Genomic DNA, 13,254 nt, shown 5'->3' with positions numbered 1-13,254 from the left:
TATGCCCATATAGATGATAGTCCGGATTATTCATTATCTTATGAACAGACCGTCACGAAGAGTACAACCTTCCTCTTTACTGGAACTTACGACGATATCGGGGTATTCTTCATAAAATTCAATTTTGGGAAAGACATTTCAGCCAATATTATTGGTTATTCAACATTCTACTCAATCGATGAAGCGGCATTGTATTCATATTCCCTTCCATTCATCAACTATGGCACGAATAGTTTTTACCAAAATCTTAATAAGGATACATGGACAACCGGCAACGCAGGTGTTTCTTCAAGGTATGAACCTGCATCCTTCTACTTGGCATTCAACCCGTATGAGTACAGATATAGCCCTGTTGTATATCAGGAATACTACACGTTTGTTGTTCAAGTCACCTTGCAAGATCTTCCTCCTCCTCCCCCGTCAGTACTCTTCACCAACTACGATGACGTCGCGTACTTCAACCAACTGGCTTCGGAGCAGCGAATGGCCGTGGATGAAGATCCCGCCATGATCTATGACGCGTTGGATGGAAACGACAACGTTACCCTACCCAATAAATCCGCTTACCAGATCACGACCGAAGTCAGGTGGAATCCAGCCAAGGTCTTTCATGGAGGCGCTGGCGACGACACCATATGGGGCGGTGACGGCAACGACAACATAGACCCTGGCGAAGGAAACAATGTCATCAGGGGTGACGAGGACTTCGCCGGTGGTCGGGATCGCGACACCGTTCATCTCAGGGGTGGCCCCAGCGACTACATACTGGATGATCGTGGGGTGGATTGGACCACCACGATCGACAGGGTCACGGGTGAGAGAAACTACATATCGGCCGACGTCGAACATATCAGCTTTACGGCGTTTGGAAACAACGAGCGCAAGGTCACCAACGTCTTTCACGAGCTGGCCCATATGGCGGTGGCGTCATACAAGGACGAGCCTCTCGTCGGCGAGGGTTGGCGGCCTGTCCTGGCCCAGGAGCTTGGGATTTCCCCCTTGGCCACCGATACGCGCGAGTATTCGACGCGGTACGAGATGCGGGATGGTGTTTACCACACGTATGGGAAGTCGGGAGCGGATCCCTTCGCCGTTGTGGCGCACGTCTACTATGCCCTTGTCAACGGAATGCCGACACTGGCGGTCGCCTTCAGGGGCACCGATGATTTGGAAAAGCCGGCGAACCTATATGACGACATTGGCGAGTGGATTTCGATATCTGAGTACTACGAACGGTTCAGGCCTCTGGTGGATGCGTTGAAGTCCTATGTCAAGGAAATGCAAGTGCCCCGTATCTATGTGACCGGGCACAGCCTGGGCGGGTCCATGGCGCAGGAGTTCATGCAGGAGGCCGGGGTTTTTGGCGACGATCGATATTATGGGATGACCTTCGGATCCCCTGGCGCGCCTAATCAACGGGACGACCCGCGGATGTTCCACTTGGAGCACACGGATGACATCGTGCCGGCCATGCGCAAGATGGCGCAGGGGCTGATCGAGAAAGTTGACCCGTATCAGGCCCTTGCCGGTCTTGATATCTTCAAGGAGGTGGCGGCCTATGGCACATCAGGGACGGTGCTGCGCAAGAGCATCCCGGGAGGCAAGCCAACGTCCCGCGACGAGCACGACAAGCTTCTTTATGAGAAAACCGCCTTGCTCCTGAGATCCGAAATTTCGGGCAAGGAAACGGCGTCCACCACTTTCGTCGATGGCGAACTGGTCCAGGACGCGCACCATTACGCCTCGCAGATCCACCGCTTCTACCAGTCCGCCCTCGACCGCCTGCCCGACATGGACGGTCTGGTCAACTGGACCGGCGCGCTGAAGGCCGGCATGACGCTCAAGCAGGCGGCCGGGCGCTTCGCCGACTCCACGGAGTTCCGCCTCCACTATGGGGCGCCCGATGACGCGGGCTTCGTCAAGCAGCTCTACCTCAACGTGCTCGACCGCGAGGCGGACGCGGGAGGCTTGTCGAACTGGACCAAGGCCATGTCGGCCGGGATGACGCGCGCCGAGGCCTTGGTGGGTTTCTCGGAGTCCGTCGAGAACATCCAGCGCATGGCGCCCGTCCTGGAGGACGGCATCTGGGTCCGCGACAACACCGCCGCCACGGTGGCCCGTCTCTATGACAGCGTCTTCGACCGCCTACCCGACGCTGGCGGGCTTGGCGCCTGGACCGACGCCATCAAGGCTGGGATGGGCCTGGACCAAGCCGCCGACGGCTTCACCGGATCCGCGGAGTTCCAGCAGCGCTACGGCGCCCTCGACAACACGAACTTCGTGAAAACCTTGTACCGCAACGTGCTCGACCGCGAGGCGGAGCCCGCTGGTCTGGCCAACTGGAGGGGCGCGCTGGATGCCGGCGTCGACCGCTCCGACATCGTCCTCGCCTTCTCGGAATCGGCCGAGCACGTGATGAAGCTGGCGCCCCGCATCGACGACGGCATCTGGTTGTTGTGATACGGGTTGAGGTTGGATCCTCGCTATTCCGCCTTCGCCGCGGCCGTCGCCTCGTCCATCGCCCGCCGCCGCTCCCGCACCGCGACCTCGTCCTTCACCTGGGCCCGGCGATCGTGCGCCAGTTCCCACGCCCACGCCGCCTCCAGCAAGCGTGCGTCCTCCGGCTCGGCCTCCCGCCAGACCTTGCACGCGGCTGGGGGTCATTGACCCGGCCTCCGATCCTTGCCGCCGTTCGCCGCCGTGAACAGTTCGACGAAGGTCATCATGTGGTCCTCAACAGCCTGTAGACACTCGTCCGGCCGATCTTGAGCCGGCGGGCGATCTCACTGCCACCCAGGCCCTCCGCCTTCAAGGCCAGGATGGCGGTCTTGTCCAACTTCGGCTTCCGCCCCTTGTAGACCCCCTCGGCCTTCGCCTTGGCGATGCCTTCGAGCTGGCGCTCGCGCCGCAGGTTCGTCTCGAACTCCGCGAAGACCCCCAGCATGTCGAGGAACGCTTTCCCCGCAGCGGTCGACGTGTCGATCGGCTGCTCGGTCGCCTTGAGCGCCACACCATTCGTCTTGAGTTCTCGGACGATGTCCTGGAGGTCGCCAATGGACCGCGCCAGCCGGTCAATCCGCGTCACCATCAGCGTGTCGCCCGGCTGGAGGAACTCCATCAGCGTCCGCAGCTCGGATCTCCCCAACGTCGTCGTCCCGCTGACCTTCTCCTCGCGGACAACGAGACAACCGGCCGCCTTCAAAGCGTCGCGCTGGAGCGTCAGGTCCTGGTCGGTCGTAGAGACCCGCGCGTAGCCATAGATCGCCATCTTCCCCTCGGTCTGTTCCGTTAGGATCTAGACCATCATACCATGCTGTGCCGTTTGGCGAAAGTGAACCCTAATGGCACAGGTGGATGCTGGGGTTCGGTGTCTCGCGGAACTGTTCCGCATGGGTAAACCCTAGCGGACCTTGGAAAATACTAGCTCACGCCTTTCCTTTGTCAGCGACTCAACCACGGACGCACCACAGTTTGTGTCAAGGGGGTTAGAACCGGCCTTGGCGGCCGGCATAACCTCGCGCGCCACGGGAGGCCATTGGAAACACACACCAATCCGGCGCGGGGCCGATCGCGCAACTGGCGTTACGGAAAACGGGCCCGTCCGGGGAGGGTGGATCGTCGGAAACCCATCTCGTCCATAACCATCGCGCTCTCCGCGCACAGCGAGGCGGCGTGGGCCGTCGCCTCGCGGGCGGCATCATGGGCCGCCCGGCTTTGGGCGATGAGGGCGCGGGAGCGTCGCAGCGAGGTTCTAAGGTCCTGGTCCATACCCTCCCAACGGGCGTGGCGGGGGAAGGTTTCAGGGGGGCCGCCGAACGGACGTCACGGAAAGGCCGCCATCACCAATTGTCGTTGTCGCCGACGCGCAATCCCGCCGCCCGGGCTTTGGCGACGATCCGCCGGCGCAACGCCTCGACCTCGGCCGTCTCGCACTGGCGCGCCGTCTTGTCCCCCGTCGGGCGCGGGCAACTTCTTGAAGCGCCCAACTGACAAGTTGGATGGAGCGCTCCATTCGGGCGCGATCCCCCTCCGACCGGCTCAGCCGCGCCAGGTCCACCAGCTTGTCCAGGCGGGCGCGCAGGGTGAATGGATCCTATGTCATCACCCGCCAACCGGCACGACGGGAGAAGGTTTCGGGATAAGCCACAGAACAGACGTTACGGGAAAACCGCGCGCCGGATGGGATGGTGGGGCGGAAACACGCATCGCCCGATGTTCAACAGGATTATGACGCGAAAGGTCAGGAACCCTGCATCGTTTCAGGCATTGGCATGTCGATCGAACCAACCTTCAACGTTCTCCAGGGGTGCAGCGGATTTTGTGGATGTCATCATGACACCGCGGGCGGAAACCCGCGCCGATCGCCTGGATCGGCTGGATCAGCTATCCCGTCTGGCGAGACGGCTTGAGCCGGTATCCTTGGAGGACCGCGCCCGCCTGGAGAGCAGCGCCCACCTCGGCAATCTACCCAAGGCTGACAAACCATAACCGCCTTTATGGAAATATGTCGCGTCATTCCTCGGCATGTTGGGACGGATGGTAGAAGCTCGGATGATACTCGACCGTACCAGCCGGCACTGTCGCGCCGAATGGCAGCGACAGGAAGTACTCGAGTGGAGCACCAGCGAAGGTCAGTTGCTGGCGCGCGGCGAAGCCGAAGCGGGTGTAGAAGGTGGGATCGCCCAGCACGACGCAGCCGGCGGCGCTGATCGATTTCAAGCGGACCAAGCCGGCGTGGACAAGAGCTTGGCCGATGCCGGAGCGCTGCCTGGCCGGGATGACGGCGACAGGGCCGAGGCCATACCAGTGTTGGCAAGCGCCGTCGATCCTCACGGGGGAGAAGGCGATGTGACCGACAGGGGCGCCGTCTTGGTCGGCTACCAGCGACAGGATCATCGCGCCGGACGCTCTGAGGACGTCAATCAGGAGGTGTTCACGTTGGTCGCCATGGGGATGATCGTGGAAGGCGGCTTCGACCAGTTGGCGGATGGCGTCCTCATCTCCGGCTTGTTCGTCCCTGATCAGCATGCCGTTCCCCAGATCAGCGTGTTCTTTTATGCGAGCCATTTCCGGCGCGCCCTCCAGGCCGACGCGAGTCCCCCACTCCGCTGAACCGGCGCGGCCGATTTTCCGAGTTGGGATCTTACGGCGCTTAACAACACAACCTTGACGACGTGTGGCCCGGCTCACGGCGGGACGCGGTCCCGCACGCGGTCGGCGCCAACGCCCGGCATGGCCTGCCGCGCTCCAACGCCGACAAGCGCGACGCCGTCATGATCCTGCTGAAGGATCCGGAGTGGTTGGGTGGCGAGATCGCGCTGCGGACCTTCTTTCACTCTGACAGAACGAAGCGACGATTGACAGCGTGGAGTGGCCGGGCGTTCATCGGGCATTGTCACGTTAACTTGTATCGGACGTGCGAAGACGTTGAAGGGCCGTGAGCCGACCTTTCATGCTGCCCTCCGGATGCATGTCTCCTGCTTCCAGACTTCGAACGCGTGGGTGCGGTTGGCGCGGTACTCGGCGGCACTCATGAGATGTCGACGGGGATGGCTGCGCTGGTGAATGGGGCGGTGGGCGGACAGGAACTGCTGTGCTTGCCGGGGTGACTTGAAGCGTTTCATGCGCCTTTCTCGCTGGCGGGTCGGCTGGTGCGAGCTCTCCGCGCGATTGTTCAGGTAGCGGCTTTGTCGGTGTTCGACGTGCGGAATGATCTGGCGCTTGGCGGCCGCGTAGCTTTTCAGCTGATCCGTCACCACGATCCGCGGCACATACCGCAAACCCTTCAGCAGCTTCTTGAAAAAGCGCTTCGCTGCCTTGGTGTTGCGCCGGCTCTGGACCAGGACATCGAGTACGACGCCGTCCTGATCGACCGCACGCCAGAGATAGTGCTGGACGCCTCTGATCCGGATGAACACCTCATCCAGATGCCAATGATCGCCCGGCTCGGGTCGGCGACGCCGCAATCGGGTGGCGAAGGTCTGAGCAAACTTTCGACACCAGCGTCGGACCGTCTCGTAGGAAACTACCACACCGCGTACGGCCAGCATCAGTTCGACGTCCCGGAAGCTTAGGCAGAACGGGTGGTACAGCCAGACCGCATGGCTGATGATGTCGGCCGGAAAACGGTGACGATGGTGCGGATCAGGGACACGTTTCATCCCGCCACCATGCCCCACACGAACGCCGGGACTGTCATGAATTTCGTGCTTGGCGAGGTTATCCTGAGACAGAAGGAGACCCTGAATGGCCCGACGCAAAGATCCTGTTATCCCTGACGCGATCCTTGACCAACTGCTGGCTGGAGCCGATGCGAAGACGGCTTTCGATCAGAACGGCCTGCTCGACCAGCTGAAGAAGGCGCGACGGAGCGTGCGCTGAAGGCGGAACTGGATCATCATTTGGCTGGCGATGAGAGCGGCAACCGTCGCAATGGCTACGGCCAGAAGACGGTGCTGACCGAGGGTGGCTCGATGGGCCTGTCCATTCCCCACGACCGGACGGGAACGTTCGATCCGGCGCTGATCGGCAAATACCAGCGGCGCTTCCCCGGCTTCGACGAGAAGATCATCTCCCTTTCGCCGTTGCCAAGGCAACGGCTGCCGGGCAAGGGATGTACGCACGCGGCATGTCGACCCGGGAAATTACCGGACACCTGCGGGATCTCCATGGCATCGAGGTTTCAGCCGACCAGATCTCCACGGTGACGGACGCGGTGATCGAGGAGGTGACGGCTTGGCGGAACCGGCCTCTGGAGGCGATCCACCCCCTGGTTTTCATGGACGCCATCCGGGTCAAGATCCGGGACGAAGGTCTGGTTCGCAACAAGGCCATCCATGTCGCCATCGGCGTGCGAGCCGACGGTGCCAAGGAGGTGCTCGGCCTGTGGATCGAGCAGAACGAGGGCGCCAAGTTCTGGCTGCGCGTCCTGAATGAGTTGAAGAACCGAGGGGTGGAGGACATCCTGCTGGCCGTGATCGATGGGCTGAAGGGTTTTCCCGAGGCGATCGCGGCCGCCTATCCCGAGACGATTGTTCAGACTTGCATCGTTCATCTGCTTCGTCACAGCATGGAGTTCGCGTCCTGGAAGGACCGCAAGGCCATCGCCGCCGCCCTGAAGACGGTCTACGACGCCGTCGATGATAAGGCAGCCGAGATGGCCCTGACGACCTTCGAGACGGGGTACTGGGGCGAGAAATACGCGGCCATCGGCAAGGCTTGGCGGCGGGCGTGGCAGGAGGTCATCCCCTTCTTTGCCTTCCCGCGCGAGGTCCGGCGCATTCTTTACACGACCAATGCCATTGAAGCGTTGAACTCAAAGCTGCGCCGGGCGGTGCGGGCCAGGCGGCATTTCCCCAGTGACGAGGCCGCGCTGAAGCTCCTGTTTCTCGTCTTGAATCGCGCGGAGAAAGACTAGAAGATGCCGCCACGGGAATGGACGGCCGCCAAAGCTCAGATGGCCGTCATCTTCGGCGACCGGTTCGCGAACGCAATGACCGCCTGATAGTCAACCCGCCCCGCCAAGCACGAAATTCCCGATAGTCCCAGGCGTCCCAGAATGCTGGAGATCAGCCCCCGTTCAGCTCAGAGTCTGTTTGTAGACGTCAGGCGCTGATTTCCTGTATCGCAAGGCCCGCCCCGTCTGCGAACAGCTTCTGATCCGCTGCTGATGCTGTTGGCGAATTCCGAAGGCCTCGTCACGGCACAGGGACAGCGGCTGTTGAAGTGACATCCTCAACGCAGGGGGCCGATCATGTCGCTCAAGCCGCAGACCATTCCGCCAGTGCCCGACAATACCGCGACTGTCGCCCGGGCCGCTTTTCCCAAGGGCAATGCCGTTCTCCGCCTTCGCGACGAGTTGGGAACGATCTACCAGGACGAACTATTCGCCGCCTTGTACCCCGAGCGAGGCCAGCCGGCGGCGGCGCCGTGGCGGTTGGCGCTGGTATCGGTGCTGCAGTTTCTGGAGGATTCGCCCGATCGGCAAGCGACCGATGCCGTGCGTGGGCGGATCGATTGGAAGTACGCCCTCAGTCTGGATCTCACCGATCCGGGCTTCGATTATTCCGTGCTGAGTGAATTCCGTGGCCGACTGGTCAAAGGGCAACAGGAAACGCTGCTGCTGGATACCCTGCTGGTTCGGCTCAAGGAGGCCGGATTGGTGAAGCCCAGTGGCCGACAGCGCACTGATTCCACCCACGTCCTGGCCGCCATCCGCGGGCTCAACCGGTTGGAAACAATCGGCGAGACGTTGCGGGCCGCGTTGAACAGCCTGGCCGAGGCGGCGCCGGTCTGGTTGACCGAGCGGATCACCGCCGACTGGATCGAGCGCTATGGCCGTCGGGTCGAGGAGTATCGCCTGCCCAAGGGCGAAGCGGCACGGACGGCCTTGGCCGAACGAATCGGCCGCGACGGTCACGAGATCCTGGCGGCTGTCTACGCGGCGGACGCTCCGACCGGTCTGCACGCCTTGCCGACTGTCCAGGCGTTGCGTCGAACCTGGGTTCACCAGTTCTACCTTGAGAACGACCAGGTCCGTTGGCGGACCGCAGCCGAGTTGCCGCCGGCTGGCCAGCGCCATGACTCGCCCTACGACGTGGAGGCGCACTACGGCAACAAGCGCAGCGCGACCTGGGTCGGGTACAAGATCCACCTGACCGAGACCTGCGATGCCGGTGCACCCCACCTGATCACCCATGTCGAGACCACGCTCGCTTCGGTTGGCGACACCGACCGAACCGCGCCCATTCATGAAGCTCTGGCGGCGCGAGGCTTGGCGCCCGCATCACATTTCCTCGACACCGGTTACGTCGATGCCCCATTGTTGCTCTCCAGCCAGGCCGAGCACGGAATTGAGATGGTGGGGCCGGTCCGTCCCGACGCCAGTTGGCAGGGCAAGACGCGTCAGGGCTACGATCTGGGCTCCTTCACCATCGACTGGGAGGCGCAGACGGTGACTTGCCCCCAGAACCGGACCGCCACCTGCTGGGTTCCGAAGATCGACACCTGGGGCAACGCGGTGATCCACGTCCGCTTTCCCTCACGGGCATGTACCCATTGTCCCGAGCGGGCGCAATGCACCCAGGCCAAGGCCAGCCCGCGCAACCTCACCTTCCGGCCGCGTGCCGAGCATGAGGCGCTCCAGGAAGCCCGGCACCAGCAGGAAACAGAGGAATGGCGCCAGCGCTACGCGGCACGCGCCGGGGTCGAGGGCACCCTGGCCCAAGCCCTGCAGCTCTTCGATCTGCGACAATGCCGGTATATCGGGCTGGCCAAGACGCGGCTGCAGCACGTCCTGACCGCCGTCGCTCTCAACATCGTTCGCCTGGAGGCGTGGTGGACCGGCCGACCGCTAGCCAAAACCCGGATCTCCCGTTTCGCCGCTCTCCAGCCATCCACCGCATAGGTCCCACAATTCGCCAACAGTGTCCGCTGCTACTCAGACCCCGGGGACGGCCGCTTCGTGATCTCGGGTATCCGAGCACGCGAATCGTCGTGTGGCTCTTCCGATGGTCACGTGATATGCCTCCGGCTCCAATCGTGCCTCCCATGTTTCAAGATTTCAAAGTTCAGACGACGAGGATGTGAGTGACGCCACCTGATCAACACCGTTCGCCCCGCGACGAATTTCCGGGCGGTCGGAAGCCGCCACGGCATGGCGGCGCTGGTCGTGGAGGCCGCGGCAAGGCCGGTGGCGAGAGCGCCATGGCGAAGCACGCCCGCTACCTGGAACTCGCCCAGCAGGCCAGGACCGCCGGCGACGAGGTGACGACGCAGCATAATCTCCAGCATGCCGAACACTGGTACCGCACCGCGATGGCTGACCGGCGGTCCGGGGATGATCCGGGAATGACGATCAAAGAAGACGCCCTCGTCGGATGAGGCGAGAGTGGCGCGATGCCGGCACACGCTGTCCGGCCCGGTTCAGCCGCGCGAAACCAAGCTGGAGGTTTCAGAGGCGTTGCGGATCCTGAAAGCGTACTCAAAAGGTGCTGGACGGTCGGGAGGGGTCGAGCGGGCGGGCGTCGCCGACAGACCGGCATGCCAAGGCCTTTCATGGTCACCACCGCCACCGGCAGGCTCGAAGTCGACGCGATCGTCGTTGAGCATTTCGGCATCGCGGAGCGCTCCGATGACGATGATCGAATCGTGAGCCGGGTTGTGACCCACCCGCCTGGCCATCGTGGCGCGGATCGATGTGCCGGCGAGGCCTTGGCGTTCCCGGAGCGGAGCGCCGCGCCGAGTGACATGGTCCGGAAGACCATGAGCTGTGCCCATGGGGATTTCATCTTGGCCATGCGCCGGGTTTGGAGAGGGTTCCATTGGTCTCCCGGTACCGCCTTGCCACACACATCGGGTCCGGCAGCCACCCCTACTCCGGACCGATTGGTCCGCCGAGTGTAGCGTCGATGCAACCACGGCCCCAAATCGGCTCCGGGATCGGGCGGTTCGGCGTGTTCGCCTTGTCACCCGGTCGGGTCGATGGCAGGGAAAGGGTACCGCCAATGGTGGCGGCCTGTTCGAGGGGGTTGAGGATGAACCAGGCGGAACTGATCGCCGCCGTCGCGGAGCGCGCCGGCCTGACCAAGGCCGACGCCGGCAAGGCGGTCGAGGCGTTGGTCGGCACGATCACCGACACGCTCAAGCGGGGCGACGAGATCCGCATCGCCGGCTTCGGTACCTTCGGGGTCTCCGAGCGCGGCGAGCGCCAGGGGCGCAACCCCCAGACCGGCGCGGAGATCACGATCGCCGCGTCCAAGGCCGCCAGGTTCACCGCCGGCAAGGCCGTCAAGGACGCGCTCAACGGCGGCTGAGCCGGCGGAACCACCGTCTTCGCGTCACCCCCGCCCGTTGGTTTTCCGTCCGGAGGGCGCCGAGGGCGGGATCCAGGCGGTTTGGACGGGGGCCAAGGGCCCGCCCGCGACCTGGCCTTGGTCGGAAACGCGACGGCCGGACCGTGATCCCGTACCGGCGCCGGCCCCGCCCCGCCCGACAAGTGGAGACAGTTCGATGCGACCCAGCGGTCCCACCACACCCGAGGAAATGATCGGCCTGACCAGCCGGATCACCGCCGCCTACCTGCGGGGCAACGCCATGCCGTCGGCCGGGATCGCGGGCGTGATCGGCATCGTCCACGGTTCGCTCCTCCACCTCGCCCAACCGGCCTCGCGGCCGCCGGAGCGGGAACTTCAGAAGCCGGCGGTGCCGATCCGGAAATCCGTCACGGCCGACCACATCGTCTGCCTGGAGGATGGCCGGAAGCTGAAGATGCTCAAGCGGCACCTGCGGGCGACCTACGGCATGACACCCGACGAGTACCGGGCCAAATGGAACCTGCCGGACGATTACCCGATGGTCGCGTCCGCCTACGCCGAGAAGCGCAGCGCCATGGCCAAGGCGAACGGCCTGGGCAGGCGTCATGGCGCGGGCCGCGCCAGCGTGGCGCCGAAAAAACGCGGCCGTCCCAAGGCGACGCCCTGACCCCCCGCCTCCCGGCGTTTCGCCCGGTTCGCGATTGGGGCACGACCTTCGTCGGTGGCGCGGGTCGGTGACCGGGTCAGTATATTAGTGGGACTCAGATATACGGTAGCTTCTGGTCCCACATGCGGGCGGCAATGCGCTGCTCCTCGGCACCAAGGACGTTGGCGTAGATCGCCGTCACCTAAGGGTGGCATGGCCCATCCACTTGGAGAGCATGTTGAGCGGCACGCCCGAGCTGATGGCGTGGACGCCGTAGCCGTGGCGCAGTCCCTTGGGTGAACGGTGAGGACCGTCGGGAATTCCGGCATCCGCCATCACGGCCTTGACGTGCCGCCACGCGGTGTTGCGTGCCCAAGACCAGAGCAGGCATCGTCAACTTGTTGGGCGAGAGCCGAGATCTGGGCGAGCTTGACGGCGCCAGCACAGGATCGGGCTATGCGGCTTGCGTGATGCCACAGACGTCGTGCCACGCCTCGAAGGCGCGGGTCCGCTCGGCGCGGTAGTCGGTTGCGGGCATCAGGTGGCGGGACAAGAGGAAGAGGTTGTTGATCTGATCATGAGCGGACAGGAAGCGTTGAGCATGCCGGGCCGACTTGAACCGCTTCATCTGCCGTTCTCGTCGCCTTGTTGGCTGGTGTGAGTTTTCCGCCCGGTTGTTGAGCCCCTTGTGCTGGCGATGCTCGACGCCCGGCATGATCTCCTTCTTGGCCGCGCCGTATGAGCCTAGCTTGTCCGTCACCATGACGCGCGGAACCCGACACCCCCGCTTCAGGAGTTTGCGCAACAGCCGCTTGGCCGCCTTCTTGTCGCGCCGGCTCCGCACCAGCACATCGAGCACGACGCCATCCTGGTCGACGGCGCGCCAGAGATAATGCTTCCTGCCAACGATCTTGAGCACGACCTCATCCAAATGCCATTTGTCGCCCGGCCGGGGCAGCCGGCGCCGGATGATGTTGGCAAACTCCTGGCCGAATTTGAGGCCCCACTGGCGGATCGTCTCGTGGCTGACCTTGATGCCGCGGAAAGCCAGCATCTCCTCCACCATCCGAAGGCTCAGCGGAAAGCGAAAGCACAGCCAGACCGTGTAGCTGATCAGCTCCGGAGGGAAGCGATGGCCAGCGTAGAGGGACTTGGTCGTGCTCGTCATGGCTGCCTCATAACCGACCCGCGCTGCTCAGGCAACCCACCCTGCCGCCAACTTGACGATGCCCTCGAACATCCGCAGCGGCGTCATGGAGATGACGGGGAGGATTGTCGGCATGCCCGAGTCCCGGAGGAGCGACCGACCTCGGCGGGAGCGAGCGGCATCCGATCACTCCCTGAGTTACGCACCGAGGTCTCCACGAAAAGCCGCGAACGGTTTGGGAGGTTTGGTTAGAGAACGAAGTCGTTGCCCGTCATCGTGGTCACGCCGATCACGGCAACCTCGAAGTCAACGATCTGATCTCCGTTAACGTCACCTTGCAGAAGTCCGTCGGCGAAACGCAGCTGGCCAGCGATGGTGTTGAAAGCGTCAGATCCGATGAAGCTGAACGCTTGATTGCCGTCGATGCTCGTATCGGCGTCGATGGTGGAAAAATTCATCTTATCGGTGTCGCCAAGGAAGTCCGCGATCACGTCGCGGCTCGTGCCGACAGCGCTCTCGCCGATGTCGTTGAAATCAAACACATCAGCGCCGGCTCCACCTATGAGGTGATCCGTCCCGATACCGCCGATCAAGGTGTCGTTGCCCGAGCCCGCGGCGAGGACGTTATCCGCGCCGTTGCCCACCAA

Annotated in this window: 15 protein-coding genes and 1 pseudogene; 7 read left to right on the top strand and 9 right to left on the bottom strand. The window is 63.2% G+C overall.

Features of this window, described 5'->3' with window-relative positions:
* The coding region (locus tag N825_RS34700) for a DUF4214 domain-containing protein (RefSeq protein ID WP_157619759.1) at positions 1 to 2,460 on the top strand (2,460 nt) is incomplete at its 5' end.
* Between the two features lie 23 nt (positions 2,461 to 2,483).
* Here N825_RS34700 and N825_RS40880 read toward each other — a convergent pair.
* From N825_RS40880 to N825_RS39505, 3 genes are all read right to left on the bottom strand, one after another.
* On the bottom strand, positions 2,484 to 2,609 hold the full coding sequence (locus tag N825_RS40880) for a hypothetical protein (RefSeq protein WP_281174404.1): 126 nt from the start codon (positions 2,607 to 2,609) through the stop codon (positions 2,484 to 2,486).
* Between the two features lie 113 nt (positions 2,610 to 2,722).
* The gene (locus tag N825_RS34695) at positions 2,723 to 3,268 is read right to left on the bottom strand and encodes a recombinase family protein (protein WP_037461829.1); all 546 of its coding nucleotides are present in this window, start codon (positions 3,266 to 3,268) and stop codon (positions 2,723 to 2,725) included.
* A gap of 571 nt (positions 3,269 to 3,839) precedes the next feature.
* A complete protein-coding gene (locus N825_RS39505) occupies positions 3,840 to 3,986 on the bottom strand; it encodes a hypothetical protein (RefSeq protein ID WP_157619758.1) in 147 nt (48 codons plus the stop codon).
* 346 nt (positions 3,987 to 4,332) lie between these two features.
* Between N825_RS39505 and N825_RS39500 the strand changes: the two genes are divergently transcribed.
* Positions 4,333 to 4,488, top strand: a complete 156-nt coding sequence (locus tag N825_RS39500) for a hypothetical protein (RefSeq protein ID WP_157619757.1) — start codon at positions 4,333 to 4,335, stop codon at positions 4,486 to 4,488.
* A gap of 24 nt (positions 4,489 to 4,512) precedes the next feature.
* On the opposite strand, the gene N825_RS34685 is transcribed toward N825_RS39500, so the two are convergent.
* Positions 4,513 to 5,028, bottom strand: coding sequence for a GNAT family N-acetyltransferase (locus N825_RS34685; protein ID WP_037461823.1), 516 nt, complete (start codon positions 5,026 to 5,028; stop codon positions 4,513 to 4,515).
* Positions 5,029 to 5,450: 422 nt separating this feature from the next.
* Positions 5,451 to 6,161, bottom strand: coding sequence for an IS6 family transposase (locus N825_RS34680; RefSeq protein ID WP_037461819.1), 711 nt, complete (start codon positions 6,159 to 6,161; stop codon positions 5,451 to 5,453).
* A gap of 85 nt (positions 6,162 to 6,246) precedes the next feature.
* On the opposite strand from N825_RS34680, the pseudogene N825_RS34675 reads away from it, so the two are divergent.
* The 3 genes and pseudogenes from N825_RS34675 to N825_RS39495 all read left to right on the top strand — a co-directional run bounded on the left by N825_RS34675 (position 6,247) and on the right by N825_RS39495 (position 9,882).
* Positions 6,247 to 7,504, top strand: a pseudogene (locus N825_RS34675) (IS256 family transposase).
* 249 nt (positions 7,505 to 7,753) lie between these two features.
* Positions 7,754 to 9,406, top strand: coding sequence for an IS1182 family transposase (locus N825_RS34670; RefSeq protein ID WP_037461816.1), 1,653 nt, complete (start codon positions 7,754 to 7,756; stop codon positions 9,404 to 9,406).
* A 182-nt stretch (positions 9,407 to 9,588) separates the two neighbouring features.
* On the top strand, positions 9,589 to 9,882 hold the full coding sequence (locus N825_RS39495) for a DUF4167 domain-containing protein (RefSeq protein ID WP_157619756.1): 294 nt from the start codon (positions 9,589 to 9,591) through the stop codon (positions 9,880 to 9,882).
* A 42-nt stretch (positions 9,883 to 9,924) separates the two neighbouring features.
* On the opposite strand, the gene N825_RS34665 is transcribed toward N825_RS39495, so the two are convergent.
* Positions 9,925 to 10,182, bottom strand: a complete 258-nt coding sequence (locus tag N825_RS34665; protein ID WP_157619755.1) for a hypothetical protein — start codon at positions 10,180 to 10,182, stop codon at positions 9,925 to 9,927.
* A gap of 227 nt (positions 10,183 to 10,409) precedes the next feature.
* On the opposite strand from N825_RS34665, the gene N825_RS34660 reads away from it, so the two are divergent.
* Complete coding sequence (locus N825_RS34660; RefSeq protein ID WP_198039061.1) at positions 10,410 to 10,814, top strand: HU family DNA-binding protein; 405 nt, start codon at positions 10,410 to 10,412, stop codon at positions 10,812 to 10,814.
* 196 nt (positions 10,815 to 11,010) lie between these two features.
* Positions 11,011 to 11,481, top strand: a complete 471-nt coding sequence (locus tag N825_RS34655) for a Ros/MucR family transcriptional regulator (protein WP_037461808.1) — start codon at positions 11,011 to 11,013, stop codon at positions 11,479 to 11,481.
* Between the two features lie 177 nt (positions 11,482 to 11,658).
* Here the strand turns inward: N825_RS34655 and N825_RS40655 are convergent, their stop codons facing one another.
* The 3 genes from N825_RS40655 to N825_RS34645 all read right to left on the bottom strand — a co-directional run.
* Positions 11,659 to 11,796 (bottom strand): hypothetical protein, encoded by a 138-nt coding sequence (locus N825_RS40655; protein WP_245613328.1) that lies wholly within the window; start codon positions 11,794 to 11,796, stop codon positions 11,659 to 11,661.
* A 118-nt stretch (positions 11,797 to 11,914) separates the two neighbouring features.
* Positions 11,915 to 12,628: an IS6 family transposase gene (locus tag N825_RS34650; RefSeq protein ID WP_037461805.1), complete on the bottom strand. Its 714-nt coding sequence runs from the start codon at positions 12,626 to 12,628 to the stop codon at positions 11,915 to 11,917.
* 227 nt (positions 12,629 to 12,855) lie between these two features.
* Positions 12,856 to 13,254: calcium-binding protein (locus N825_RS34645; protein ID WP_037461802.1), on the bottom strand; the 399-nt coding region annotated here is incomplete at its 5' end.

This window comes from Skermanella stibiiresistens SB22, assembly GCF_000576635.1.
Classification (GTDB): domain Bacteria; phylum Pseudomonadota; class Alphaproteobacteria; order Azospirillales; family Azospirillaceae; genus Skermanella; species Skermanella stibiiresistens.
The sequence above is the reverse complement of the archived record's forward strand: the minus strand, read 5'-3'. Positions and strand labels throughout refer to the sequence as shown.